This is a genomic window from Nonomuraea roseola (assembly GCF_039535395.1).
Taxonomy (GTDB): domain Bacteria; phylum Actinomycetota; class Actinomycetes; order Streptosporangiales; family Streptosporangiaceae; genus Nonomuraea; species Nonomuraea roseola.
Genome location: NZ_BAAAXC010000015.1, coordinates 4,408,584 through 4,434,907, shown reverse-complemented (window position 1 = coordinate 4,434,907; position 26,324 = coordinate 4,408,584). Strand labels below are relative to the sequence as shown.

The following is a 26,324-nucleotide window of genomic DNA, read 5'->3' as shown; positions in this document are numbered from 1 at the left end:
TTCTGCAAAGGGGCAGAACTTGGCTCGAACACTCACCCTCATCGCGGCCGTGACCGCCTGCCTCGCCACCTCCCTCGTGGCGGGCCAGGCCGTCGCCTCCGAAGACCCTCCGTTACCCCCGTCGGACAGGATCGAGCTCTACCAGCTCGACGCCACCCCCGGCACGGGACAGGCGCTCGCGGAGAGCGGCATCGACGTCGTGCGGAAGGAAGCCGCCGCGGGCAAGGAGCACATCGAGTTCACCGCGGACCAGGGCGACCTGGCCAAGGTCGGCAAGCTCGGCCACAAGCCGGAGCCCGTGCGCAACCCGCAGGGGCAGACCCAGCTGGAGGCCGCCAAGGCGCAGGCCTCGGGCGGCTACACGGTCTTCCGCAGCTACTCCGAGCAGGGCGGCATCGCCGACCAGCTACGGGCCATCGCCGACGCCAACAAGGACGTCGTCAAGCTGCAGTCGATCGGCAAGACAATCAAGGGCCAGGACATCCTCGCGGTCAAGGTGACCAGGCACGCGAGGACGCTGCGCGACGGGGCCAAGCCCGCGGCGCTCTACTCGGCCACCCAGCACGCCCGCGAGTGGATCGCCACCGAGGTCGACATGCGGCTGCTGAAGTACGTGGTCGCCAACAAGAAGGCGCTGGCCGACCTACTCAGGACGACCGAGCTGTGGTTCGTCCCCGTGGCCAACCCCGACGGCTACGACTTCACCTTCACCGAGGGCAACCGCCTGTGGCGCAAGAACCTGCGTGACAACAACGGCGACGGGCAGATCGCCAGCGGCGACGGCGTGGACCCCAACCGCAACTTCCCGACCAACTTCCACTACGACGAGGAGGGCGCCTCCAGCATCCCCAGCAGCGAGACCTACAGGGGCACGGGCCCGGCCAGCGAGCCCGAGACCAAGGCCATGGACGGGCTGCTGCGGCGCATCGGGTTCGCGCTCCAGCTGAACTACCACTCCTTCGGCCCGCTGCTGCTCTATCCCGCGGGCTGGCAGATGTACACCGAGACCGCGGACAACCCGGTCTACGAGGCGCTCACCGGCACCGACGCCAAGCCCGCCGTACCGGGGTACAACCCCGGCCTCGCCGCCGGAGAGCTGTACATCACCAACGGCGACACCAACGACCGCGCCCACGGCGAGTACGGCACGCTGTCGTGGACGCCCGAGCTGAACGAGGGCTGCGAGGGCTGCGGCTTCGTCTTCCCCGACGACGAGGCGCTGGTGCAGGCGGAGTTCGAGAGGAACCTCCCCTTCGCCCTCGACATCGCCAGGTCGGCCGCCAACCCGGTGGAACCCGTCACCCACCTCGGCAACAAGACGCCCGACTTCGTCGTCGACCCCTTCGAGGTCAGCCACGGCAGGGACCAGGTGGTGGAGGTCAACGCCAAGCGCAAGCTCGGGCCCGTCGTCGTGCAGTACCAGGTTAACGGCGGACGCACCAGGACCGCCCTGACCACCGAGTGGAAGGGCGGCGAGCGCTACGGCAAGGGCTACGACGTCTACTACCACCGGCTGCGCGGCAGGATCAGCGGCACCAAGCCGGGTGACAGCGTCAAGGTCTGGTTCAGGTCGCTGACCAAGCAGAGCGCGAACTTCACCTACAAGGTGGCCGACGACATCGGCGGCAAGGTGCTCATCCTGGCGGCCGAGGACGTCACGGGCATCAGCCCCGCCCAGGGCGTGACGGAGCCGAAGTACGTCGACGACTACGCCAAGGCCGTCTCCGAGGCCGGCTACAGCTCCGACGTCTACGACATCGACAGGAACGGCCGCAAGGCCCCGCACCCGCTGGGCGTGCTCAGCCACTACAAGGCCGTGATCTGGGAGACCGGCGACGACATCAACCCGCGCACGCCCGAGCAGGTGCCCGGCACCATCGCCAGGCACAGCGTCGAGACCGAACTCGCGGTCCGCGACTACCTCAACGAGGGCGGCAAGCTGCTGTCGGCGGGCAAGTACGCCCATTACGCGCGCCATGCCAACCAGGGCTTCTTCTTCCAGCCCGACGCGGCGCTCGGCGAGTGCGTGACAGCCTCCACCCCGCCGTGCTTCGAGCTCAACAACGACTTCCAGCAGTACTGGCTGGGGGCCTACATCTGGTTCGACAACGGCGGCACGAGCCCGCAGACCCACGAGCCGTTCGGGCTCAAGGGCGCCGAGGGCCCGTTCGCCGGTTTCACCGCCACGCTCAACGGCGGCGACTCGGCGGGCAACCAGGACCACAACAACTCGTGGGTGGCCACCTCGGCGATCCTGCCGGTGGCGACCTTCCCGCAGTTCGAGAGCAGGGCGGGCATCACGTGGGACAGGCCGGGCGGCCCGTTCGACCCGCACACGGGCGCGTGGGACGTGCAGAGCGGCATCGCCGACGCCTCGTGGAAACGCCTGACCAAGACCATCGACCTGACCGGGAAGACCAGCGGTGACCTGACGTTCTGGGCCTCGCTGGACACCGAGGCCGACTGGGACTTCTTCACCGTCGAGGCGCACACCGTCGGCCAGGACGACTGGACGACACTGCCCGACGTGAACGGGCACACCAGCCAGTCCACAGGTTCGAGCTGCGCCACGCCCAACGGCCAGCACTGGCGGACCATCCATCCGTTCACCACCCGCTACCAGGGACCGAACTGCGAGCCGACGGGCAGCAGCGGCGCCTGGCACGCCGCCTCGGGCAACTCGGCGGGCTGGCAGCAGTGGAAGATCGACCTGACTCCCTACGCGGGCAAGAAGGTCGAGATCTCGCTGTCCTCCATCACCGACTGGAGCACCCACCAGGCCGGCGTCTTCCTCGACGACGCGAAGGTCACGCTCGACGGCGCGGTGGCCGAGGAGACCTCCTTCGAGTCCGACTTCGGCGGCTGGAGCGCGAGCGGCCCGCCGCCCGGCTCGGGTCCGCTGTTCAACAACTGGATCCGTACCGACAAGGTCTTCGACGAGGGCGGCGGCATCCTCACCAAGGACACCGTGCTGCTCGGGTACGGCGTCGAGGGCGTCACCACGCAGGCCCAGCGCACCGACCTGGTGAAGCGGTCGCTGACCTACCTGATCGGCGACCCCAGGTAACCCGCCGGGGGGTACGGCTCGCCGGAGCCGTACCCCTCTTGCGTGCCCGCACAGAACATGATTCGGTCTCCCTGGGAACCAAGCACTCGGTCAAGCGGGAAGGTCACGACATGCGCCAGCACGACACGCTGTTCATCGGGGGCGAATGGGTGGCCCCCGCGGGATCAGGGACGATCGAGGTCGTCAACCCGCACACCGAGCAGGTCATCGGCCGCGTGCCCGACGGCACGCCCGCCGACATGGACCGCGCCGTGGCCGCCGCCCGCGAGGCCTTCGACCACGGCCCTTGGCCGCGCCTCAGCTTCGCCGAGCGGGCCGAGGCGATCGGCAGGCTCGCCGAGATCTACGCCGCCAAGCAGGGCGAGATGGCCGCGCTCATCACCGAGGAGATGGGCTCGCCCATCACCTTCTCGCAGCTGGCCCAGGCCCCCCAGCCGCTGGGCATGCTGCAGTACTACGCCGAGTACGGCAGGACCTTCCAGCAGGAGGAGGAGCGTCCTGGCCTGTTCGGCCCCTCCACCGTGCGCAGGGAGCCCGTCGGCGTCGTCGCGGCCGTGGTGCCGTGGAACGTCCCGCAGTTCGTCTCCATGACCAAGATCGCACCCGCCCTGCTGGCCGGGTGCACGATCGTGCTCAAGCCCGCGCCCGAGACCCCGCTCGACGCCTACCTGCTCGCCGAGATGGTGCAGGAGGCCGGCATCCCCGGCGGCGTGCTCAACATCGTCCCCGCGGGACGCGAGAGCGGCGAGCACCTGATCTCCCACCCCGACGTGGACAAGGTCGCCTTCACCGGTTCCACGGCGGCGGGCCGTCGCATCGCCGCGATCTGCGGCGAGCAGCTCAAGCGCTGCAGCCTCGAGCTGGGCGGCAAGTCGGCGGCGATCGTGCTCGACGACGCCGACCTCGGCGCCAGCATGGGCATGCTCGCCATCGCCTCGCTCATGAACAACGGCCAGGCGTGCGTGGCGCAGACCCGCATCCTCGCCTCGCACCGCCGCTACGACGAGGTCGTCGAGGCCGTGGCGGGCATGGTCACCTCGCAGGCCGTCGGCGACCCCTCCGACCCCGCCACCGGCATCGGCCCGCTGGTCGCCAAGCGCCAGCAGGAGCGCGTCGAGGGTTACATCAAGATCGGCATGGACGAAGGCGCGAAGATCGTCGTCGGCGGCCTCGACCGCCCCCACGACCAGGGCTGGTACGTCGCGCCCACCGTCTTCTCCGGCGTCACCAACGACATGCGCATCGCCCGCGAGGAGATCTTCGGCCCGGTGCTCGCGGTCATCCCCTACGAGGACGAGGCCGACGCCATCCGCATCGCCAACGACAGCGACTACGGCCTGGCCGGCACGGTCTGGACGGCCGACGCCGACCACGGCATGGACGTGGCCCGCCAGGTCCGCACCGGAACCTACGGCGTCAACTGCTTCATGCTGGAGGCCAACGTGCCCTTCGGCGGCTACAAGGCCAGCGGCGTGGGCCGCGAACTCGGCCCCGAGGGCCTGTCGAGCTACCTGGAGTACAAGACGATCTCCAGGCTCGGCTGACCGTTCCAGGCTCCGGTACGGCGTGCCGTACCGGAGCCCGCTGGCCGAGTTGCACCCAGCGCGCCCCCGCGACGCTGGGCGTTCACCCGCGGCAGCGTGATGCCCCGCGTCCGCCGTGGGCGGTCCCCTCGCGAGTTGCTGCCGTACGTCCTAGGTAGACGCGATTCATCCGGGAAAGGTTCGATCTTTTGTCGCATTAGTTGAAATCCATGCGCCGACGCGGCGGATGAGCGCCGGAGTGGCCGCCGATTCGGCATGGCCGTAACCGGGCTCGATCCACAGCTCCTTGGGTTCGCGGGCCGCGTCGAACACCTGGTGGGCGTGGTCGACGGGGAAGAAGGTGTCGGCGTCGCCGTGCACCACGAGCAGCGGGGTCGGCGAGATCAGCCCCGCCGCCTCGTGGGGCGCCATCGGGACAGGGTCCCACCGACCCCTGGCGATCCTGGTGCGCTTGACCATCCGCGCCGCCCACCTGCCCACGGGCCGCTCGATCGCCCAGTGCACCTGCCGCATGGGCTTGGTGTCCCTGTAGTACCACCGGGCGGGGCCGCTGACCGCGGCCACCGCGTCCACGCCGCGATAGAGGGCCGCGTGCCGTACGGCGACCGCCGCGCCCATCGAGAAGCCCACGACGGCGACGCAGGAGTAGCCGATGATCCTCGCGTGCCGTACGGCCGCGTCGAGGTCGAGCACCTCCAGGTCGCCCACCGTCGTCTCGCCGCCCGAGTGGCCGTGACCGCGGAAGTCGAAGGCCACCACCCCTCCGAAGCCGCTGAGCACGTGCACGATGCGGCGCGCGGTGCGGTCACGCCACGAGCCCGTGAAGCCGTGTGCCACCACGATGCCCAGATCGCCTCTGCCTCGCGAAGGGGTGTGCGCGGCGTCGATCCGCACTCCGTCATCGGTCCTGAGCATGACGGGGAAGTTGGCGGCGAAAGACATGGGACGAGCTTATGATCCCTTGAGCTCTCGGCTGCCGATGACCTGCCTGATGCGTGAGTCCTCCGCCGCCTTGATGGCCTCGTCGGAGTCGGAGATCATGATGCGTGCGGCGCTGGCCCTGATGTGCTCGTCCACCTCGAAGCCGGCGGGCAGCACCGTGACGATGGCCCCCACGGCGATCGCGCCGTCCACCGCCGCGCTGAGATGCTCTCCCCGGGGCAGGCAGACGACCACCCGATCACCGGGGCGCAGCCCTCGGCTTCGGAGCAGGTCTTCTGTGCTCATGCGATCAGGCTAGGGAGCGCGCTTCGCCCGCACATGGGGCGGAATATGCAGACCGTTATGCAGAACCCAGGTTGTGCTCGACCGCCCAGAGTGCGATCTGCGAACGCGAGGTGAAGCCCAGCTTCTCCATGATGTTGGCGATGTGCCTGGCGACCGTGGCGGGGCTGATGACCAGCTCGTCGGCGATGGCCCTGTTCGACAGGCCGCGGGTGAGCAACCCTGCGATCTCCCGCTCCCTGGCGGTGAGCACGGGGTGCGGCACCTCCGCCACGGCGGGAACGGGAAGCGGGCCCTGCTCGCGCCTGCCGTCCAGAACGAGGCGGGCGATCTCGACCGGGTCGAGCTCCCTTCCGCGTGACCACTGCAGCGCCGTACGGCCCTCCCCCAGCCTGTCGCGGGCGCGCGCGAGCACCTCCTCGACCCTGCCCGACGCCACGGGCTCGCCCATCTCCTCGGCGAGGGCGACCGCGGCGGCCGAGGCGAGCACCGAGCCCTGGATGTCGTCCTCGACGTCGGCCAGGCGCGAGAGCACCCGCAGGACCCTGGCCATGCCCAGCCGCTGGCCGGTGCTCTGCGCCAGCGCGAGGCACTCGGCCAGCAGGCTCCGCGCCGTGACGTGGTCGCCGCGCGCGATCGCGACCTTGGCCACCATGACCAGGCAGCGCTCCATCTCGACCCTGTTGTCGAGCTCGTCGAAGATGGCCGCGGCCGCTCTGTAGTGGGTCACGGCCGCCTCGGTGTCGCCGCGCCACTCCGCCACCGCGGCCAGCTGGCTGGTGGCCATCGCGACGTGCCACGGGTGCCCGTTCTCCTTGGCGACGGCCAGCGCCTCGCCCGCGTGCCGCTGCGCGAGCCTGAGCTGCCCCCTGACGCCCGCGAGCACGGCCAGGCACGACTGCGCGATCACGCGGTTGAAGGTGTCGTCGTGCTGCCTGGTGGTCGCCACGACCTCGTCGAAGTGCCTCTCGGCCCTGTCGAACTGGCCGGTGCGCAGCAGCAGGACCCCCGCGACGTTCAGCGTGACGCCCTTGCCCAGGCTGTGCGGGACCTTCTCCTGCTCCTTGAGCGCCTCGGAGACCGCCCGCTCACAGCCCGCCAGGTCGTCCCTCGCCTCCATACCGTAGGCCAGAGCGCCCTTGCAGAGGGCGACCACCTCGGGCGGCACGCCCGTGAGGTCGAGAAGCAGGAGCCTCTCGAACCAGTCGACGCCTTCGGCGATCTCCCCGTGGACGGCCAGCATGGCCGAGGCCACGTAGGCCAGGCGCAGCCCGAGCAGGGCGTTGTCGGACTCCACCGCCCAGTCGACCGCCACCCTGCAGTCGTCGACCAGGTTCCTCGAGCGCACGAAGTACCGCCTGCGCTCCTGCCACGAGGCGCGCGGCGCGGCCAGGCCCGCCTCGAAGCAGCGCTCCTCCATCTCGCAGATCACCTGCAGGTGGCGGTCGCGGAACCAGACGTGCTCGTCCTCCTTGCGCAGCAACCGGCCGGCGAACTCCTTGATCGTCTCCAGCAGCCGGTAGCGGCCGCCGTCGGCCAGCAGCAGCGACTTGTCCACCAGGCCGCCGAGCAGGTCGAGCACCTCCTCGCGGGGCAGCAGCCGCTCGTCGGCGCACACCTGCTCGACCAGGTCGAGGTCGAAGTGCCCGGCGAAGACCGACAGCCGCCTCAGCAGCACCCGCTCCTTGGCCGTGAGGAGTTCGTGGCTCCACTCCACGGTGGCGAGCAGCGTGCGCTGCCGGGCGGGCGCCGTACGGTCGCCGGTGGTCAGCAGCCTGAACCTGTCGCCGATCCGGTCGGCGATCTGCGCGGGGCTCAGCATCCTCGTGCGGGCCGCGGCCAGTTCGAGCGCGAGCGGGAGCCCGTCGAGCGCCACGCAGAGCCTGGCGACGTCGTCGAAGTCGTCCGCGGCCAGGCGGGTGCCCGCGGCCATGGCCCTGTCGGTGAACAGCAGCACGGCCTCGGCGTCGGGGTGGCGCGCGTCGGGCAGGTCGAGCGGGGGGACCCGCCAGACCAGCTCACCGGGGATGCGCAGCGCCTCCCTGGTCGTGAGCAGGATGCGCAGGTCGGGACAGCCTGCGAGCAGTTCGGCCACCAGTTCGGCGCAGCGCTCGACGACCTGCTCGCAGTTGTCGAGCAGCAGCAGGGCCCGCGCGCCGCGCAGCCGTACGCGCAGGCCGTCGAGAGCGGGGCGCGAGCGCTCCTCCCTGACCCCGAGCACGGTCGCGATCTCGTGCGCGACCAGATCGGGGCTGGTGATCCTGCCCAGCTCGACCAGCCACACGCCGTCGGGGAACTCGCCGACGACGCTGCCCGCCACGCGCAGCGCCAGGCGCGTCTTGCCGATGCCGCCCACACCGCAGAGCGTGACCAGGCGCTGGTCACGCAGCAGCCCGCGCAGTTCGTCGACGTCGCGGGCGCGGCCGACGAAACGGTTGGGTTCAGCCGGGAGGTTATGCGATGTCATGCCTTCGACCGGGTATATGGGGCAGGCGTCACCGCGAGTGTGCATGCGATCACTCGGTTGCACAAGCGGTTCTGGATCCAGCAGCGGCGCGCTCTCATCTTCGCGCACATCGAGCGGCATCTCCGGGCTTTCGATCTCTTCCCGGGCCCTCGCCCACCGCCGGCGGGGACATGGTGATACAAAACTCCTATTGTTGTCTCATGACGCTCCTCGAACTGCTCCACGCCGACGACGGCACCGACGCGGCGAGCGAGCGGATCCTCGACGCGGCCTACGCGCGGTTCCTGGCGTACGGGGTGCGAGGCACGACCGTGGACGACGTCGCCAGGCAGGCGGGGCTGTCGCGAATCACCGTCTACCGGCGCTTCTCGCGCAAGAACGATCTCATCCAGGGCGTCATCCTGAGAGAGCTGCGCCGCTTCCTGCACGACTTCGAACAGGCGGTCGCGGGGCTGCCCACGCCTGCCGAGCAGGTCGTCGAGGGGTTCGCGGTGACGCTGCGCCTGGTGCGCGGCCACTCCCTGCTCGGCCGCCTGCTGGCGGGCGAACCTGAGACGATCCTGCCGCACCTGACCACGGGCGCCGAGCCCTACATGGCGGTGGCCAGGCAGTTCGTGGCCTCGCACCTCGACTCGCCGGACGCCGAGGCGATCGCGGAGATGTTCATCAGGATCTCCCTGTCGTTCCTTCTGACGCCGTCGTCGGCGATTCCACTGGAGAGCGACGAGCAGGCCAGGGCCTTCGCCCGCCGCCACCTGGTGCCCTTCCTCAGCGCGGGCGGCGCTGAAGCGCACCCTCCCGCCTCAGCGTGACGGCCGACGCGATCACCCAGGGAAGCGTCACCAGACAGGCGCCCAGCGCCCAGACGGGCGCGGCCGTCAACGCGACCGCCAGGACGACGTTGACCTGCACGACCCCGCTGACCCTCAGCGCCCTGGGCAGGGCTGCGCCCATACGGATCCAGGCGAAGGCCGCGACCGCGGTCCAGACGAGCAGCGGCCAGGCGAACCGGGCGACCTCTGCCCCCATGAACGGCACCATCCGAGGCCCGAGCGCGCAAAGGATCGTCGCAAGATAGAGCAGGAGTGAGCCCGAGCCCGCGTGGTGGCGCAGATTGCGCTCGTCCAGGCGCGCGTAGAAGGCCCTGGAGCGGCGCACCTGACCGCGTACCACCTCGCCCACGCGCAGACCGTGCCCTCTGATCACGGCGGCGGCGACGGCTCCCGACACCAGCGCCGCCGCCAGCAGGCCCACCAGGCCGCCCATGGGCAGGTCGTCGAGGCCGAGTGCCGACTCACCGACGACCTCGGCCGACACGGCGGTGACGATGAACACCGGACCGAGCCAGGACACGGCGCGCGGCGGTGGCGGATCCTCACGCTCCATCGGGACGTAGTGGCCGCCCAGGGCCTCCGCCTGCCGTACCGTCTCCTCGAAGGGACGGCCCTGACGCTCCAGGATCATCGCCTTGAGCAACAGCGATTCGGAGTCGCCGGGAGCCTCGGCGATCAGCCGGTCGACGTAGGCGTGTGCCCAGGGGAATCGCCCCTCGTCGAGCAGGTGACGGACATGCCGCAGATGGGAGGACACAGGGTGAAGTGTGCCTCGTTGTGCCCGCCGCACCAAGGATGGTAACGGGATCAACTAAACTGGGTATGTCGCGACGTCCCGCGGCCAGCTTCCACGAACACAGAGTGAGACCTCATCATGCCTTTGAACAGCCGCGACGACCTGCGGAACATCGCGATCATCGCGCACGTCGACCACGGCAAGACCACTCTCGTGGATGCCATGCTCTGGCAGTCAGGCGCCTTCCGCGCCAACCAGGACGTCGACGATCGCGTCATGGACTCCAACGACCTCGAGCGCGAGAAGGGCATCACCATTCTCGCGAAGAACACCGCCGTCAAGCACGGCGACATGACGCTCAACATCATCGACACCCCTGGGCACGCCGACTTCGGTGGCGAGGTCGAGCGTGGCCTTTCGATGGTCGACGGCGTGGTCCTGCTCGTCGACGCCTCCGAGGGCCCGCTGCCGCAGACGCGGTTCGTGCTGCGCAAGGCGTTCGCCGCGAAGATGCCTGTCATCCTCTGCATCAACAAGGTCGACCGCCCTGACGCCCGCATCAAGGAGGTCGTCGACGAGGTCTACGAGCTCTTCATGGACCTCGACGCCACCGAGGAGCAGATCGACTTCCCGATCGTCTACGCCTCGGCCAAGGCGGGTCGCGCCTCGCTGAACCGTCCCGACGACGGCGGGCTGCCCGACTCCGAGGACCTCGAGCCGCTCTTCGACGTCATCAAGTCGACGATCCCCGCGCCGACGTACGACCCGAACGCGCCGCTGCAGGCTCACGTCACCAACCTCGACGCCTCGTCCTACCTGGGCAGGATCGCGCTGTGCCGCATCCACCAGGGCACGATCAAGAAGGGCCAGCAGGTCGCCTGGTGCCGCACCGACGGCACGATCCAGCGGGTCAAGATCACTGAGCTGCTCATGACCGACGCGCTCGAGCGCAAGCCGGCCGAGGAGGCGGGCCCCGGCGACATCATCGCCATCGCCGGCATCCCCGAGATCATGATCGGCGAGACCCTCGCCGACCCCGAGGACCCGCGCCCGCTGCCGCTGATCACGGTCGACGAGCCCGCGATCTCGATGACCATCGGCACCAACACCAGCCCGCTGGTCGGCAGGGTCAAGGGCTCCAAGGTCACCGCCCGCATGGTCAAGGACCGCCTCGAGAAGGAGCTCGTCGGCAACGTGTCGCTGCGCGTGCTCCCCACCGACAGGCCCGACGCGTGGGAGGTCCAGGGCCGTGGCGAGCTGGCGCTGGCCATCCTGGTCGAGCAGATGCGCCGTGAGGGCTACGAGCTGACCGTGGGCAAGCCGCAGGTGGTCACCAAGACCATCGACGGTAAGATCCACGAGCCCGTCGAGCGCCTGACCGTCGACTGCCCCGAGGAGTACCTCGGCGCGGTCACGCAGCTGCTGGCCGTCCGCAAGGGCCGCATGGAGCACATGACCAACCACGGCACCGGCTGGATCCGCATGGAGTTCGTGGTCCCCGCCCGCGGCCTGATCGGCTTCCGCACCGAGTTCCTCACCGAGACGCGCGGCACCGGCCTGGTGCACCACGTCTTCGAGGCCTACGAGCCGTGGTTCGGCGAGCTGCGCACCCGCAACAACGGCTCGCTGGTCGCCGACCGCTCAGGGCCCGTCACCGCCTTCGCGATGACGAACCTGCAGGAGCGCGGCATCCTGTTCGTCTCGCCCACCACCGAGGTGTACGAGGGCATGATCGTCGGCGAGAACTCCCGCTCCGACGACATGGACGTCAACATCACCAAGGAGAAGAAGCTCACCAACATGCGCTCCTCCACGGCCGACGTCACCGAGACGCTGATCCCGCCGAGGGTGCTCTCGCTCGAGCAGGCGCTGGAGTTCATCCGCGAGGACGAGTGCGTGGAGATCACGCCGGAGAACGTCCGCATCCGCAAGGTGGTGCTCGACGCCGCCACCCGCGGTAGGTCCGCCGCCCGCGCCAAGCGCGCCAACTGACGCCCTCGCCGCGGCCGCCGTCCTGTCCTCAGGGCGGCGGCCGCGGCGCAGGCGGGCCGCATCGCCTGCGGCGTGGTCAAGTAGCGGCGGGATCTTCACCGCCATCGTGCTCCTGCTGGTGCGCCCTGGTAACCACTCCGTTACCGTATGCCGTGGATCATGCTGGGTGTGGGCTGGCTGCGGAAGATCGTCGGGTACGCGCTCGCCGCGCTCTCCATAGGGGCGATCGTCTGGTGCGTGGTCGAGGCCAGGCCGGTCACCACGGCGGTCCCGCGCCCCGCCCCTCACTCGCCCTCCCTGCTGGAGACCTACGGGCTGCAGGAGCACACCCCGCGCACCCCTCCCGAGCTGGTCACCGAGATCAGGGTCACCGACGCGACGGACGCGGACCTGTCCGCGGTCCCGCAGGGCAAGATCGACGAACGCCTCCGCCAGCTGAAGATCGTCGTCGAGCATCGTCTCGTGCTCGACAGCACCGACCCGCAGGCCGCGATCCTCCGCTCGGAGGGTGCCTTCCCCGACGACATCCAGGGCTTCACCGACCGGCAGCTCGGCGCGGTGAAGGCCGAGGGCGGCGCCGTCCTGGCCCCCACCACCAGGCTCGCGCCCGTGCTCTCGACCTCGGGCGAGCGCACCACCATCCGCTTCACCCTCACGCTGCTGCGCCAGATCGAGCAGGACGCGCTGCCCACGCTCGACCTCCTGCCACCGACCGCGCCGGGGGCGGTGTCCGAGCGGGAGATCGCGGTGATCTCCCCGCAGTGGGTCGTGTTCAGGGCCGACGGGGTGACTCCCGAGCGTGAGGAGGCGGGGCGGCTGGACTTCACCGCCCACGCGGGCCCCGTGCACCTCCAGCTGGCCCACAAGACGTACGGCAGGCCGGACGCCGTGCCGCAGGACCTGTTCTCGTGGACCCCCGTGCTCAGCGTCTTCACCACGATCGCGTTGACGGTCTACCTGGTCAGGGCGCTCGGGCCGATCTGGTGGCGGCGCCGGTCCAACCGCGAGCTGGTCGCGGGCGTCAGCCTGTGCGCGGTGGCGCTCGCGATGGCGATGTTCATGGCGGACATGCCGTACCTCGGGCCGGTGATCCTCTTCGGCGCGCTGCCGATGCTGGCGCTGCGGCACGCGCGCCGCGTCGTGCCGGGGCCGCCGCCATGGAGCTCCATGGACGCGCTGCTCGTGACCCTCATCGGCGTGCTCGTCGCCAGCGGCATGCTGACCTGGTCGTTCATCCACGGGCAGGTGCCGCCGCAGACCCTGGTCGTTGGCACCGTGACGGCGGCGCTGGCGGCGGCGGGCTCGGCGGTCGCCTTCGGCGGCGACCTCGGCATCCCCGTCCTGATCGCGAGGATGGCGGGGGTGACGGCGGGCGTCGCCGTCGGCGCGCTGGCCCTGGCGCTGTGGGTGCGCGCGCTGATGAGCGGTGGCTACTACCCGCCCGACAGCGTACGGCTGGTCCTCGCGCTGTGCTGGTCCCTGATCGCCATCTCGGGGGCGGCGGTCGCCACGCGGTCGTGGTCGCGCACGGCGATCGTGGTGGCGGTGCTCGGCAGCCTCTTACTGCTCGGCTGGCCCACCGAGTGGCTCGACACGGGCTCGTGGAGTGTGCAGCCCGACCAGCAGGCGCCCAAGAGCCCGCTGCCTCCCGTGCTCGGCCAGCCGCTCAACGAGGTCACCCGCGGCGTGCTCGGGCTGCTGCTGCTGACCTTCGTGCTGTTCGTGCTCAGACTGCGCCGCCTCGGCTCCGACCTGTCCGCCATGGCGGACCCGGCGGTCCAGGCGACGGTGCTCGTCTGCCTGATGGTGCTCTATCTCACCCCGCGCGCCGAGGCGGGATCCAGCGTGATCGACCTGCCGCTGCCGTCGCTGGCCATCACCTCGCTCGTGGCGTGGGCAGCTGCGGGCTGGCTGCTGAGCGGACCCAGGCCCGAGATCCCCGAGCCCGGCTCCCGCCTCGAACACCGCGAGCTGATCAGGCAGGCGCTGCACCGGCGGCTGCTGCACGTGTCGGAGCAGGAGCTCTACCGGCTCGGCAGGTCCAGGCTGGGCACGGGCGAGATCACGATGGAGGACTTCGAGCAGCAGCGTCTCGTCCTCGACGAGGCCCTCACCAGGGACCCTCCGCACACCGAGACCGCCTTCGCCTCCTCCGCCGGCTGCTCGCCGTGGCACAACGGCCTGGCGGCCTTCGTCGTCAGCGTGCTGCTGTCGATGCCCTTCGCGCTCATCTACGGCTGGCCCTCGGGGGTCGAGCTGACGAGCTGGGTGTTCGACTCGCGCTTCCTGGTCGCGCTGTCAGCCTTCGGGTTCGTCTACGGCTACTTCTATCCCCGCATCAGGGGCACCCAGCCGGTCACCAAGGCGCTCTACCTGATGAGCGCGGCGCTGGTCACCGAGCTGTCGGCCTACATCCCCGCGCTCGTCGACCCCGACATCGGCGGCTGGGACAAGCTGCAGGTGCTGGCGATCGTGGTCGGGCAGGTGGCGCTGGTCAGCATCGGCCTCGGGCTCTACTGGGAGTGGCGGATCATGTACGTCGCGGGCGAGCCGTGGGCCAGGGTGCGCAACATCAGGAGCGTGCGCAGCCTGGCCACCCCGGTGGTCGCGGTCGTGATCGCGGCGGGCACGGCGGCCGCCACCTCGGCCGCGGGCAACACCGTCGACCGCATCCTCAAGGGCGGCTCCTCCACGAGTCAGAGCCCGCCCTGAGCCGCGAACGGGTGGTCGCACCTGGCGGTCGTAGCCGAGTTCACCAAGGCGCACCACGCGACGCGGGGCGGCGCCCGGGGCCATCGGTCAGCGGGGAGGCAGCTCGCTGGCCCTGACATGGGTGCAGACCCACTCGACCAGCGTGCTGTAGTCGCGCCACGTGACCCGGACCCTGTCGGCGGCCTGCTCGGTGTGCACCCACGGCTCGGGCTCGAAACGGCGGCCGAAGTAGAGCGAGCGGTGCCGCAGCAGCTCGATGCGGGGATGGTCGTCGGGCACCCCGCGCGGCCTGGTCTTCAGCCTGTCGCCCTCGGCGGCGTAGCCCTTGGCGGTGAGCTCGTCGGCGATACGCTGCAGGCGCTTTCCCGACAGGTCCTCGTCGACCGCCGCGCGATAGCGGGCCACCTGGTCGGTGGCGGTGGAGTAGAAGCCGCCGGCGGTGTAGAGGCCGGAGGCGTCGAGCTGCACGTAGAGGCCGATGCCAGGCATGAAGTCGACGAAGGCGCCCTGATGGGTCTTGTAGGGCGACTTGTCCTTGGCGAAGCGCACGTCGCGATGCGGCCTGAACAGCTGGGCGGCCCCGAACTCCGTCGCGAGCTCCTCGGTCAGCGCCAGCATGGGAGCCCTGACCGCCTCCTCGTAGAGCTGCCGGTGGCGGGTGAAGTAGGTCTTGCTGTTGTCCGCCTCGAGGCCCTCGTAGAAGACGAAGGCCTCGTCGGGGAAGCCGGTGAATCCCATGTTCACAGCGTGCCATGCGGCACCGACACCTAGCGCCGCCGCTTGGCCGTACCGAAGATGGAGCGGCTGATCTCGCGTCCGATGGAGCTGGCCGCCGACCTGGCGAACGACTTGAAGATCGACGAGCCGAGCACCGACTCCAGCACCGACGGCTGCTCCGGAGCGGGTTCGGGCGCGGGCGAGGACGGCACGGGCTCGGGCGCCGCGGGCGGCGGCGCGACCCTCGCCGCCAGCAGCTCGTAGGCCGACTGCCTGTCGATCTCCTGGCCGTATCTGGGCCGCAGCGGCGAGGCCGCGACGATCCCGCCGACGACCGACGGATCCGAGGGCGCCATGAGCGAGCGGGGCGCCAACAGCCGGGTCCACGCCACCGGGGTCGGCACGCCCTTGTCCGACAGCACGGTCACGACCGCCTCGCCGATGCCGAGCTGGGTCAGCAGTTCCTCGAGGTCGTAGGAGGAGTGCGGGAAGGTGGAGACCGTCGCCTTCAGTGCCTTGGCGTCCTGCGGGGTGAAGGCCCGCAACGCGTGCTGGACCCTCGCGCCGAGCTGCGCCAGCACGTCGGCGGGCACGTCCTTGGGCGTCTGGGTGACGAAGAAGACGCCGATCCCCTTCGACCTGATCAGGCGCACGGTCTGGGTGATCGAGCGCAGGAACGGCTTGGAGGCGTCGGTGAAGAGCAGGTGCGCCTCGTCGAAGAAGAACACCAGCTTGGGCTTGTCGGGGTCGCCCACCTCCGGCAGGTCGCTGAACAGGTCGGCCAGCAGCCACATCAGGAAGGTGGAGAAGAGCAGGGGCCTGTCCTGGACCGAGGGCAGCTCCAGGATCGAGACCACTCCCCTGCCGTCGGGCGTGACCCGCAGCAGGTCGTGGGTGTCGAACTCGGGCTCTCCGAAGAACCGGTCGGCGCCCTCTGCCGACAGGTTGGTCAGAGCGCGCAGGATCACCCCCGCCGTCTGCTTCGACAGCCCGCCGACGCCCTTCAGCACGTCCGGGTTGTCGATCAGGTACTGGATGACCGCCCTCAGGTCCTTCATGTCCAGCAGCGGCAGGCCGTTGGTGTCGGCGAAGTGGAAGATGAGGCCGAGCGAGGACTCCTGGGTCTCGTTCAGCTCGAGCACCTTGGACAGCAGGGTCGGCCCGAAGGCGGTCATCGTGGCGCGCAGCGGCACGCCCTCGCCCAGCCCGCCCAGCGCGTAGAACTCCACGGGGCAGGCGACGCCCGACCAGTCCTGGCCGATGCCCGCCGTCCGCTCGAGCAGCCCCTCGGAGGGCTCTCCCGGCGAGGCCATGCCCGACAGGTCGCCCTTGATGTCGGCGAGGAAGACCGGCACACCCTGCTCCGACAGCTGCTCGGCCATCACCTGGAGCGTCTTGGTCTTGCCCGTGCCCGTGGCTCCGGCCACGAGCCCATGCCTGTTGAACATCCGCAGCGGCACCCTGACGGGCGCGCCGGGGCGCGGCTCGCCGTTCTCCATGAGGACGCCCAGCTGCAGCGCGGGACCCTCGAAGTCATAGCCTTGCGTCATCGTTCGGTGTACTTCCTGCCTGGATCGGGCGTCCCGCCGTACAGCTCGGAGACGGTGACGAACCTGTAGTCACGCTTGGCCAGAACGTCGATCAGGTGGGGCACGGCCTTCACCGTCGTGCGATGGATGTCGTGCAGCAGCACGATGGAGCCCTTCGTCGCCCTGACCGCGCGCCGGGCGACCAGGGAGGGCACGCGGTCGCGCCAGTCGAACGTGTCGACGTTCCACAGGATCTGCGCGAGCCGCTCCCTGCGGGTCTCCGCCGCCACCCTGCGGTCGGTCGCCCCGTACGGCGGGCGCATCACCCTCATCCGTACCCCGGTGATCTTCTCCACCAGGTTCTGGGTGCGCAGGAGCTCGTGTCTGATGCCGTCCCTCGGCAGCGCGGTGAGCTGGGCGTGGCTCCACGAGTGGTTGCCGAGCTCGTGCCCGTCCTCGACCATGCGCTGCAGGTTGTGGTGCCTGTCGGCGGCCACCATCTGCCCGGTCACGAAGAAGGTCGCCCTCACCTCCCGCTCGTCGAGCAGGTCGAGCAGCCACCTGGTGTAGTCACCGGGGCCGTCGTCGAAGGTCAGCGCCACGCACTTGGACTTGGTGCAGTCGACAGGCTCGGCCGGCCTCGGCCAGTCCGGCTGGACGGCGGCCAGCAGCTTGGCCAGAACCGCGGGCTCGAGCCTGGCCGGAATCCTGGCGTTGAGGGGGACGGCCACGGGCTCCTTGACCGTCTCGTGGGCGGTGCACCCGGCCACCAGCGCCAAGGCGAGCAGCGCCGACCACACCCGCATGCTTCCCCCCGAAAGCGACACGGGGGGTCACATCACGGATAGTCCTGAACAGAGCCCCCCCGAAGCTCTTTCGCCAGGTCCTCCCACCAGACTGGGACATCAGCCTGCAATTCCGTGTAGCGACGCGCCACGCGTATGGCACATCCGACCGGATCCGTACCCAGATGCCGACGTTTCACCGCGCCCTCTTGCCAACGGTAGAACCCCTCACGGAACCGCACGACAAGCCCGATCCAGACCGAGAGAGTGGCGTCGTCGCCCACCTCGTAGGCGCTGGTCACTCCCAGGCCGGTCAACTCCGCGTGAAGCTTCTCGATCGCCGCACGGGACTCAGTCAACGCACAACCCCCTGTCGAGGACGTGTCCCAGCAACTAGGGATGTACCCAGCTTGGACACGATCGAGTCCGCGAACGCCGGGGTTTCGGGGCCTAGTGATCAGGGGTCTCCCTTGGCTCGCTCACGACCATCACCATTCGGAGCTCATCTTCTCCTTGGTTGGCGTAGCGGTGTGGGCGATCGGCGGAGAAGACGACGGCGTCGCCTGTCGCGACGGCGTGGCTCTGGCCGTACACGCTCAGCGTCAGCTCGCCCGACAGCACCCAGAGCATCTCGCGCGCGCCCGGCAGGTGCGCGTCTCCGTCGTGGTGCTCGCCCGGCGCGAGACGCCATTCCCAGAGCTCGAGGATGGCAGGGGCGTCGGTGCCGACCAGCAGCCTGGCAGAGCCTTCCCCCTGCTTGAAGGTGACGATCTCGGCAGCGGGCACCACCCGCACCAGCGGGGTGTCGGAGACCTCCAGCAGGCGGGCGACGCTGACGCTGAGCGCGTCGGCGATCCTGACCAGGGTGGTGATGCTGGGGTTGGTACGGCCCTGCTCGACCTGCACGAGCATGCCGCGGCTCACTCCTGACCTGGCGGCGAGGGCGTCGAGCGTCAGCCCTCGGTGGGCACGCTGGGCGCGCACGTTGGTGGCGATCGCCGCCGTGATCGTCTCGGGGTCCATGTAGTCCAGTGTAGTGAACACTCTTACCAATGTGGTGTACTAAGCCCATGACGGCGGTGATTCTGGCGACAGCATGCGCGATCGTGTACGGCACAGCGGACTTCTGCGGCGGACTGGCCACCCGACGCTCGCGCGTGCTCTCAGTCGTGGCGCTGTCGCAGATAGCCGGATTCGCCCTGGTACTGGCGATGATGCCGGTCCTGCCGGGGGCGGCCTCCGAGGCCGCGCTCAGCTGGGGCCTCGGCGCGGGCGTGGCCGGAGCGGCAGGGCTGGTGCTGTTCTACCGGGCGCTGGCCGCCGGCGTGATGTCGGTGGTGGCGCCCACGACAGCGGTCACCTCGGCGGCGCTGCCCGTGCTGTTCGGGCTGGTCAGCGGGGAGCGTCCGGCCGTCGTGCAGGTGGTGGGCGTCGTGCTCGCCCTGCTGTCGGTGCTGCTGGTCAGCAGGAGCCCCTCGACCGAGCAGCGCTCCTCGCCCGCCTCGATCGCCATGGCGCTGTCGGCCGGCGCCGGCTTCGGCGGCTTCTTCATCCTGCTCGCCCAGGCGCCCGACGGCAGCGGCCTGTGGCCCCTCGTCGGCGCCAGACTCGCCTCGATCAGCCTGGTGGTCCTGCTGGCCGTCGTCACCCGCAGGACGCTGAAGCCGGGCGGGGGCGCCCTCGGCATCATCGCGCTTGCCGGCGTGCTCGACATGGCGGCCAACGTCCTGTACCTGCTGGCCGAGCAGCAGGGCCTGCTCAGTCTGGTCGCCGTGCTGGTCTCGCTCTACCCGGCCAGCACGCTGGTGCTGGCGCGATACGTGCTCGGCGAGCGGCTGCAGGCGATCCAGATGGCGGGTGTCGCCTTCGCGCTCGGCGCGGTCGCACTGATAGCCGTTGCCAGTTAGTCAAGCGCTTGTTACGGTCTGGCCGTGCACGCCCATCGGACGTTCAGGCATGTCGCCGTGCCGTACGACTCCGATGAGGGTTTCCTCCGGATGGTCCTGCCCAGGGTGCGGCACGCGCTGGCCGAGGGCAGGCAGGTGCTGGTGGTCACCGACGAGGCCAAGCTGGCGCTGCTGGGCCTCGACGTCGACACCAGGCTCGCCAGCCGTTGGTACGGTCACCCGCACCGCACGCTGGCCGCCTATCTCGACTACATGCGCGGCAGGCGCACACTGGTCGTCGGCGAGCCGCCATGGGAGGGCTGGGACGAGCGCGAGTCCAGGGAGTGGATCCGCTACGAGTCGATCACCAACGCGGCGCTGGGCGGGGTCGACGCCACGCTGCTGTGCCTCTATCGCACGGAGTTCGCCTCGCGGGCCTACCTGACCCACCCCGAGGTGCTCAGCACCCGTTACGTGGAGCCGTGGTCGCTGGTGCTCGACGGCGACCTCGCCCCGCTCCCCGAGCCGGACGGCACCGCGGTGATCACACCGTTCGCCGACCGAACGCTCAACCGGTTGCGCAGGAGCGTCTCCGACTTCGCCAGGCAGGCGGGCATGGACCGCAACCTCGTCGCCTCCCTCGTGCTGAGCGTCTCGGAGATCGCCGCCAACAGCGTCGAGCACGGCGCGGGCCACGGCACGGTCGCCATGTGGACAGAGGGCGACGAGGTGGTGTGCGAGATCCTCGATCCGGGCGGCGGCGAACTGGACGATCCCTTACCCGGCTACATACCGCCAGAGCCCGAATCCCCTCGGGGATACGGGCTCTGGATAAGTCGTCAGTTGTGCGATCAGGTGCTGGTGCGGGCCGACAGCGGCGGCCTGCGCGTGCGCCTGCACATGAGGATCTAGGCGGCGGCACGCTGGGCGGGAAGGCGCACGGCGCCCTCCTCGCGGGCATACCCCTCCAACATGGAGCGCAGCTGGCGCCGGCCGCGGTGCAGACGCGACATCACGGTACCGATGGGGGTGCCCATCCGCTCGGCGATCTCCTTGTAGGGGAAGCCCTCCACGTCGGCCAGGTAGACCGCGACCCTGAAGTCCTCGGGAAGGGCGCGCAGCGCGTTCATCACCGCGCTGTCGGGCAGCCGCTCCAGCGCCTCGGTCTCGGCCGACTTCAATCCGCTCGACATGTGCGACTCAGCCGCGTGCAGCTGCCAGTCCTCGACCTCCTCGGCGGCGGCGAGCTTCGGCGAGCGCTGCTTCTTGCGGTAGTCGTTGATGAAGTTGTTGGTCAGGATGCGGTGCAGCCATGCCTTGAGGTTGGTGCCCTCGCGGAACTGGTGGTAGGACGTGTACGCCTTCGCCACCGTCTCCTGCACGAGGTCCTCGGCGTCGGCCGTGTTGCGGGTAAGGCGCATCGCGGAGGCGAACAGCTGTGAGGTCACCGGAACGACGTCGCGTTCGAACCAGTCCTGGCGCTGCTCATCGGTCATAGTGATCATGGATTCCCCCTCCGTGCTCTCCCCCCGGATGCCTGTCAATCGCCCAGGCGTAACCATCCTCGCAAGCCCGGCGTAAGGGCGGCGTTAGGGGTTCTACCTGGTCAGGGGGCCATTCGGTCCGTATGCTCGCGGCGTGCACCATCACGTCCACGGCCGGACAAGTCTCATTATCGTAACACTCTCTACTCGATTTTGCCTGAATAGTGGTCAGAGTCACATGAGATAGCGTATTGACCATGGAATACGTGGACCGTCACGACAGTCGAGCCCGGCGCTGGGTGGCTGAGGCCATTCGTAGGGTCGAGGCCGACACCAACCGCAGCTCTGACACTCACCTCCATGTGTTTCCGCTGCCCCCGCACTGGGGGGTAAACCTCTATCTGAAAGACGAGTCGGTCCACCCCACCGGTTCACTCAAACACCGGCTCGCCCGCTCCCTTTTCCTCTACGGGCTCGCGAACGGATGGATCGGCCCCACCACCACGATCGTCGAGGCCTCCAGCGGTTCCACCGCGGTCAGCGAGGCCTACTTCGCCAGGCTCGTCGGCCTGCCCTTCGTCGCGGTGATGCCGGCGACCACCTCTCCCGAGAAGATCTCGCTCATCGAGTTCTACGGCGGCAAGTGCCACCTCGTGGAGGATCCGTCCTCGATCTACGACGAGTCGCACAGGATCGCCGCGGAGACCGGCGGCCACTTCATGGACCAGTTCACCTATGCCGAGCGCGCCACCGACTGGCGCGGCAACAACAACATCGCCGAGTCGATCTACGCGCAGATGGCCATGGAGCCGTACCCGGAGCCCGAGTGGATCGTGGTCGGTGCGGGCACCGGCGGCACCTCGGCCACGATCGGCCGCTACATCCGTTACCGTCGCTACGACACGCGCCTGGCGGTCGTGGACCCCGCCGGCTCGGCGTTCTACCCGTCGTGGACCACGGGCGAGGAGGTCGGCGCGCCAGGCTCGCGCATCGAGGGCATCGGGAGGCCCAGGGTGGAGCCCTCGTTCCTGCCCGGCGTGATCGACAGGATGATCCAGGTGCCCGACGCGGCCTCGATCGCCGCGATGCGCTGGGTGCGCGAGGTCACGGGCCGCGACGTGGGCGGCTCCACGGGCACCAACGTGGCCGCGGCCGTGCAGCTCATCACCGAGATGCGGGCGGCGGGCGACCAGGGCAGCGTCGTCACGCTGATCTGCGACAGCGGCGACCGCTACCGGGGTACCTACGGCGACGACGCGTGGCTGGCCTCCAAGGACATCGACATCTCCGCCGATCTCGCGGCCTTCCGCTCCTTCCTGACCAGTTAGCACGCCAGGGACGCGCCGCCCGTCCGACGGCGCGTCGATGGAAAGACGTGAGCCCCGCGCCTTGGACGGCGCGGGGCTCGCGTGCTTCGGGAGAGGGAGGGGGTCAGGCGCCGCGCGCCGGGTCGACCTCGAAGATCTTGGCGAGGTCGTCCAGGATGGAGTGGGCGCCCTGGATGCCCACCGCGCTCATCCACGTGGTGTCGGTCACGTCGTGCTTCTCGCCCTTGAGCTTGCCCCACAGCGGGTTGTTCACGAACTGCTTCTTCGGCCCCTCGGCCGACGGGTCGGCGTAGGTCGAGACGAAGATGTGGTCGGCGTCGAACTCGGCGATGCGCTCTTGGCTGATGTCCACGGCGATCTTCTTCGGGTCCTTCGGCTGGTTGGCGGGGCGGGGGAAGCCGACGTCCTTCAGCACGATGCCCGAGTAGGAGTTCTCGACGTAGAGCCTGGTCGTCGGCTCACCGGCGAAACGGACCACCGAGACGGTCGGCAGCTCGCCGTCCTTCGCCTTGATCGCCTCGCCGACCTTCGCCGCGCGGGCCTCGAACTCCTTGAGCTTGGTGTCGGCCAGCTCCTCCTTGCCGAGCGCCTGCCCCATCAGGCGGACGTTCTCCTTCCAGATGGCGCCGGTGGTCTCGCTGAACACCGTGGGCGCGATCTGCGACAGCTTGGCGTAGAGGGCCTCGTGCCTGACCTTCGCCGAGACGATCAGGTCGGGCTTGAGCGCCATGATCTTCTCAAGGCTCGGCTGCTCGAGCGTGCCGACAGGGGTGGCCTCCTTGCCGTACTCGGCGGCAACGGAGCCGAGGTAGTCAGGCAGCTTGTCCTCGATCGAGCGGTAGGTCGTGTAGCCGACCACCGGGGTCTCCAGGGTGAGCACCGCGTCCACGAAGCTCTGGTCGAGCGCGACGACGCGCTTCGGCTGGGCAGGGATCTTCGTCTCGCCCATCGCGTGCTTGATCACGCGGAACGGCTGACCCTCAGCCGGCTGCGTCCCGGCGGGCTGGCTTCCGGCGGTGGTGCTGGTCGAGCCACAGGCGGCCAGGCCCACGCTCAGTACGGCCCCCGCCACGCCCATGGCCACGGCGCGAAACGCTCTCATCAGGATCCCTCTCAGGTTTAGGTAAGGCAAACCTCATTTAGATTAGCTATGCCTAAGCTGGCATACTTCACCCGGGTCAGCAACAGCGAGGAGGAGCAGGTGAGGAGACGCACCGCCGTGTTCGGCGCGCTTCTCGTCATCGTCCTGATCACCGTGGTGATGAGCATCACCATCGGCTCCAAGCCCGTCCCGCTGACCGACGCCTGGCACGCGCTGACCTCTCCGACCGGCACGGAGAACGACATCGTCATCCGCTCGCTGCGCGTGCCGCGCACCGTGCTGGGCGTCCTGGCGGGCATCGCCCTGGGCGTCGCGGGCGCGCTGATGCAGGGCCACACCCGCAACCCGCTGGCCGACCCCGGGCTGCTCGGTGTCACCCAGGGCGCGGCGTTCGCCATGGTGGCAGGCATCATCTTCCTCGGCATGACCAGCCTCTACGCCTACATCTGGTTCGGCATGGCAGGCGCGTTGATCGCCAGCGTCGGCGTCTTCGCGCTGGGCATGGTCGGCGGCAGAGGCGGCCCCACCCCCGTCACACTGGCCCTCGCGGGCACCGCCGTCAGCGCCTTCCTCTACGCGCTCACCTCGGCGCTGGTGCTGATCGACGAGCAGGCCATGGACGTCTTCAGGTTCTGGCAGTCCGGCTCCATCGCCGCAAGGGGCGAGGAGGTCGTGTGGCAGGTGCTGCCCTTCATCCTGGCGGGGCTGCTGCTCGCGCTGATCAACGCTCCAGGCCTGAACGCCCTCTCCCTCGGTGAGGACGTCGCCCGCAGCCTCGGCCAGAACATCGCGCTCACCAGGGGCATCGGCATCGCCGCCGTCACCCTGCTGTCGGGGGCCAGCGTCGCGGCGTGCGGCTCGCTGTCCTTCATCGGGCTCATCGTCCCGCACCTGGTCCGCCCGCTGTCCGGCACCGACCACCGGTGGCTGCTGCCGTACTCGGGGCTGGTGGGAGCGGCGCTGCTGCTGTTGGCCGACGTCATCGGCCGCGTGGTCGCGCCGCCCGGCGAGCTGGAGGTCGGCATCGTGCTCGCCCTGATGGGCGCGCCCTTCTTCGTCGCGCTGGTCAGGCGCAGGAAGCCGGTGCGACTGTGAGCGCTCTCGCCCTGCGGGTGGCAGGGCTGTCCTGGCGCGTACGACCGCGCGGCGTCGCGGTCACCGTCGGCGGTCTCGCCGTCGTGGTGCTGCTCATGGCGCTCAACATGCGCATCGGCGACATCCCGATGAGCGTGGCCGAGGTGCTGCGCGCGGTCGTGGACGCCGGCAGCGACAACCACTTCGTCGTCATGGAGCTGCGCCTGCCCCGCGCGCTGACCGGCGCGCTGGTCGGCGCGGCGCTCGCGCTGGCGGGCGCGATCACGCAGTCGATCGCCCGCAACCCGCTGGCCAGCCCCGAGATCCTCGGCGTCACCACGGGGGCCTCGGTCACCGTGGTCGCGGGCGTGGTGCTGAGCGGCAGCGCGGCCGGAGGGGTGAGCGGCGCGCTGGCCAGCTTCGGCATCCCCGCCCTCGCCCTGCTCGGCGGCCTGGCGGGCGCGGTGATCGTCTACTCGCTCGCGTGGCGGCGCGGCCTCGACGGCTACCGGCTGGTCCTCGTCGGCATCGGCGTGGCGGCGGTGTTCACCAACGTGAAGTTCTGGTTGCTGACCGTCGGCGACGTCAACGACACCAGCAGGGCCATGGTCTGGATCAGCGGCTCGCTCAACGGGCGCGGATGGGAGCACGTAGGACCCGTCGCCCTGGCGCTGGTCCTGCTGATCCCCGCCACGCTGCTCGGCGCCCGCTCGCTCGACGCGCTTCGCTTCGGCGACGACACCGTGACCTCGCTCGGCGTGCGGATGAACCTCGCGCGCGGGCTCATGATCTTCGCCGCCGTCCTGCTCGCCGCGGTCGCCACCGCCTCGGCGGGGCCCATCGCCTTCGTCGCGCTGGCCTCGCCGCAGATCGCGCTGCGCCTGACCAGGTCGGCGCAGCCGCCGCTGCTGGCCTCCGCGGTTGTCGGCGCGCTGCTCACCACCGCCGCCGACCTCATCGCCCGCACCGCCTTCTCCCCCATCGAGCTGCCCGTCGGCGTCGTCACGGCGGTGCTGGGCGCGCCGTACCTGATCCACCTCATCTGGAGGGCCCGTAAATGAGACTTCAGGCACGCGACGTCAGGCTCGCCTACGGCGAGCGCGTCATCGTGGACGGTCTCGACCTCGGCATCGAGGCGGGCACCGTCACCACGATCATCGGCCCGAACGGCTGCGGCAAGTCCACGCTGCTGCGCGCCCTCGGCAGGCTGATGAAGCCCACGGGCGGCGAGGTGCTGCTCGACGGCAAGCGCATCGACAAGATCCCGACCCGCGAGGTGGCCAAGGTCCTCGGCATGCTGCCCCAGTCGCCCACGGCGCCCGAGGGGCTGACCGTGGCCGACCTGGTGGCGAGGGGCAGGCACCCGCACCAGACCTGGTACCGCCAGTGGTCCTCCGACGACGAGTCGTCGGTCACCGAGGCGCTGACCATGACCGGCCTGGCCGACCTCGCCGAGCGCCCGCTCGACGAGCTGTCGGGCGGGCAGCGTCAGCGTGCGTGGATCTCCATGGCGCTGGCGCAGGGCACCGACCTGCTCCTGCTGGACGAGCCGACCACCTTCCTCGACCTGTCACACCAGGTGGAGGTGCTGGAGCTGGTACGCCACCTGCACCAGGAGGCGGGCAGGACCATCGTCATGGTGCTGCACGACCTCAACCTGGCCGCCCGCTACACCGACAGGCTGGTCGCCATGCGCGAGGGCAGGGTGGTCGCGGCGGGCACCCCGCACGAGGTGCTGACCGAGGGCCTGCTGCGCGAGGTGTTCGACCTGGACGCCAAGGTCATCGCCGACCCTGTCGCGGGCACCCCGCTGGTTGTGCCCATCGGCCGCAGGTCCTAGCCGA

Annotated in this window: 22 protein-coding genes; 11 read left to right on the top strand and 11 right to left on the bottom strand. The window is 69.9% G+C overall.

Annotated elements, in window-relative coordinates; translation table 11 throughout:
• The first annotated feature begins 19 nt into the window (after positions 1 to 19).
• Together ABFX55_RS44470 and ABFX55_RS44465 are read left to right on the top strand one after the other, a co-directional pair.
• Positions 20 to 3,067 (top strand): M14 family metallopeptidase, encoded by a 3,048-nt coding sequence (locus ABFX55_RS44470; RefSeq protein WP_346129724.1) that lies wholly within the window; start codon positions 20 to 22, stop codon positions 3,065 to 3,067.
• 110 nt (positions 3,068 to 3,177) lie between these two features.
• The gene (locus tag ABFX55_RS44465) at positions 3,178 to 4,611 is read left to right on the top strand and encodes an aldehyde dehydrogenase (RefSeq protein WP_346129723.1); all 1,434 of its coding nucleotides are present in this window, start codon (positions 3,178 to 3,180) and stop codon (positions 4,609 to 4,611) included.
• Positions 4,612 to 4,776: 165 nt separating this feature from the next.
• On the opposite strand, the gene ABFX55_RS44460 is transcribed toward ABFX55_RS44465, so the two are convergent.
• From ABFX55_RS44460 to ABFX55_RS44450, 3 genes are read right to left on the bottom strand one after another with little or no spacing between them, the layout of a single operon-like run.
• Positions 4,777 to 5,553 (bottom strand): alpha/beta hydrolase, encoded by a 777-nt coding sequence (locus ABFX55_RS44460; RefSeq protein ID WP_346129721.1) that lies wholly within the window; start codon positions 5,551 to 5,553, stop codon positions 4,777 to 4,779.
• Positions 5,554 to 5,562: 9 nt separating this feature from the next.
• Complete coding sequence (locus ABFX55_RS44455) at positions 5,563 to 5,838, bottom strand: hypothetical protein (RefSeq protein ID WP_346129719.1); 276 nt, start codon at positions 5,836 to 5,838, stop codon at positions 5,563 to 5,565.
• 55 nt (positions 5,839 to 5,893) lie between these two features.
• Positions 5,894 to 8,302 (bottom strand): helix-turn-helix transcriptional regulator, encoded by a 2,409-nt coding sequence (locus tag ABFX55_RS44450; protein WP_346129718.1) that lies wholly within the window; start codon positions 8,300 to 8,302, stop codon positions 5,894 to 5,896.
• A 200-nt stretch (positions 8,303 to 8,502) separates the two neighbouring features.
• Between ABFX55_RS44450 and ABFX55_RS44445 the strand changes: the two genes are divergently transcribed.
• The gene (locus ABFX55_RS44445; RefSeq protein ID WP_346129716.1) at positions 8,503 to 9,114 is read left to right on the top strand and encodes a TetR/AcrR family transcriptional regulator; all 612 of its coding nucleotides are present in this window, start codon (positions 8,503 to 8,505) and stop codon (positions 9,112 to 9,114) included.
• On the opposite strand, the gene ABFX55_RS44440 is transcribed toward ABFX55_RS44445, so the two are convergent.
• Positions 9,071 to 9,892 (bottom strand): hypothetical protein, encoded by an 822-nt coding sequence (locus ABFX55_RS44440; protein WP_346129714.1) that lies wholly within the window; start codon positions 9,890 to 9,892, stop codon positions 9,071 to 9,073. The genes ABFX55_RS44445 and ABFX55_RS44440 overlap by 44 nt on opposite strands.
• 117 nt (positions 9,893 to 10,009) lie before the next feature.
• Here ABFX55_RS44440 and typA point away from each other — a divergent pair, with 117 nt between their 5' ends.
• Together typA and ABFX55_RS44430 are read left to right on the top strand one after the other, a co-directional pair.
• Positions 10,010 to 11,863: a translational GTPase TypA gene (gene typA, locus ABFX55_RS44435; protein WP_346129712.1), complete on the top strand. Its 1,854-nt coding sequence runs from the start codon at positions 10,010 to 10,012 to the stop codon at positions 11,861 to 11,863.
• Between the two features lie 159 nt (positions 11,864 to 12,022).
• Positions 12,023 to 14,575, top strand: coding sequence for a hypothetical protein (locus ABFX55_RS44430; protein WP_346129710.1), 2,553 nt, complete (start codon positions 12,023 to 12,025; stop codon positions 14,573 to 14,575).
• Between the two features lie 87 nt (positions 14,576 to 14,662).
• Here the strand turns inward: ABFX55_RS44430 and ABFX55_RS44425 are convergent, their stop codons facing one another.
• From ABFX55_RS44425 to ABFX55_RS44405, 5 genes are all read right to left on the bottom strand, one after another.
• Entirely contained in the window at positions 14,663 to 15,313 is a 651-nt protein-coding gene (locus ABFX55_RS44425; protein WP_346129708.1) for a DUF2461 domain-containing protein, read from the bottom strand.
• A gap of 29 nt (positions 15,314 to 15,342) precedes the next feature.
• Positions 15,343 to 16,842 (bottom strand): helicase HerA-like domain-containing protein, encoded by a 1,500-nt coding sequence (locus ABFX55_RS44420; RefSeq protein ID WP_346129706.1) that lies wholly within the window; start codon positions 16,840 to 16,842, stop codon positions 15,343 to 15,345.
• Entirely contained in the window at positions 16,839 to 17,627 is a 789-nt protein-coding gene (locus ABFX55_RS44415) for a polysaccharide deacetylase family protein (protein WP_346129704.1), read from the bottom strand. The genes ABFX55_RS44420 and ABFX55_RS44415 overlap by 4 nt, the downstream gene beginning before the upstream one ends.
• Positions 17,628 to 17,659: 32 nt before the next feature.
• Entirely contained in the window at positions 17,660 to 17,965 is a 306-nt protein-coding gene (locus ABFX55_RS44410) for a hypothetical protein (protein ID WP_346129701.1), read from the bottom strand.
• A gap of 91 nt (positions 17,966 to 18,056) precedes the next feature.
• Complete coding sequence (locus tag ABFX55_RS44405) at positions 18,057 to 18,650, bottom strand: helix-turn-helix domain-containing protein (protein WP_312895838.1); 594 nt, start codon at positions 18,648 to 18,650, stop codon at positions 18,057 to 18,059.
• Positions 18,651 to 18,676: 26 nt separating this feature from the next.
• Between ABFX55_RS44405 and ABFX55_RS44400 the strand changes: the two genes are divergently transcribed.
• Positions 18,677 to 19,513: an EamA family transporter gene (locus ABFX55_RS44400; RefSeq protein WP_346129699.1), complete on the top strand. Its 837-nt coding sequence runs from the start codon at positions 18,677 to 18,679 to the stop codon at positions 19,511 to 19,513.
• A gap of 24 nt (positions 19,514 to 19,537) precedes the next feature.
• Positions 19,538 to 20,404, top strand: a complete 867-nt coding sequence (locus ABFX55_RS44395) for an anti-sigma factor RsbA family regulatory protein (protein ID WP_346129697.1) — start codon at positions 19,538 to 19,540, stop codon at positions 20,402 to 20,404.
• Here the strand turns inward: ABFX55_RS44395 and ABFX55_RS44390 are convergent.
• Positions 20,401 to 20,997 (bottom strand): sigma-70 family RNA polymerase sigma factor, encoded by a 597-nt coding sequence (locus ABFX55_RS44390; RefSeq protein WP_346129695.1) that lies wholly within the window; start codon positions 20,995 to 20,997, stop codon positions 20,401 to 20,403. The genes ABFX55_RS44395 and ABFX55_RS44390 overlap by 4 nt on opposite strands.
• Before the next feature lie 236 nt (positions 20,998 to 21,233).
• Here ABFX55_RS44390 and ABFX55_RS44385 point away from each other — a divergent pair, with 236 nt between their 5' ends.
• The gene (locus tag ABFX55_RS44385) at positions 21,234 to 22,304 is read left to right on the top strand and encodes a PLP-dependent cysteine synthase family protein (protein WP_346129694.1); all 1,071 of its coding nucleotides are present in this window, start codon (positions 21,234 to 21,236) and stop codon (positions 22,302 to 22,304) included.
• Positions 22,305 to 22,407: 103 nt separating this feature from the next.
• Here ABFX55_RS44385 and ABFX55_RS44380 read toward each other — a convergent pair whose 3' ends face one another.
• A complete protein-coding gene (locus ABFX55_RS44380; RefSeq protein WP_346129692.1) occupies positions 22,408 to 23,406 on the bottom strand; it encodes an ABC transporter substrate-binding protein in 999 nt (332 codons plus the stop codon).
• Between the two features lie 48 nt (positions 23,407 to 23,454).
• Here ABFX55_RS44380 and ABFX55_RS44375 point away from each other — a divergent pair, with 48 nt between their 5' ends.
• From ABFX55_RS44375 to ABFX55_RS44365, 3 genes are read left to right on the top strand one after another with little or no spacing between them, the layout of a single operon-like run.
• Positions 23,455 to 24,501, top strand: coding sequence for a FecCD family ABC transporter permease (locus ABFX55_RS44375; protein ID WP_346129691.1), 1,047 nt, complete (start codon positions 23,455 to 23,457; stop codon positions 24,499 to 24,501).
• Positions 24,498 to 25,541 carry a FecCD family ABC transporter permease gene (locus tag ABFX55_RS44370; RefSeq protein ID WP_346129689.1) on the top strand — a complete coding sequence of 348 codons (1,044 nt, stop codon included), beginning with the start codon at positions 24,498 to 24,500 and terminating at the stop codon, positions 25,539 to 25,541. Before ABFX55_RS44375 ends, ABFX55_RS44370 begins: the two co-directional genes overlap by 4 nt.
• The gene (locus ABFX55_RS44365) at positions 25,538 to 26,320 is read left to right on the top strand and encodes an ABC transporter ATP-binding protein (RefSeq protein WP_346129688.1); all 783 of its coding nucleotides are present in this window, start codon (positions 25,538 to 25,540) and stop codon (positions 26,318 to 26,320) included. Before ABFX55_RS44370 ends, ABFX55_RS44365 begins: the two co-directional genes overlap by 4 nt.
• The last annotated feature ends 4 nt before the right edge of the window (positions 26,321 to 26,324 follow it).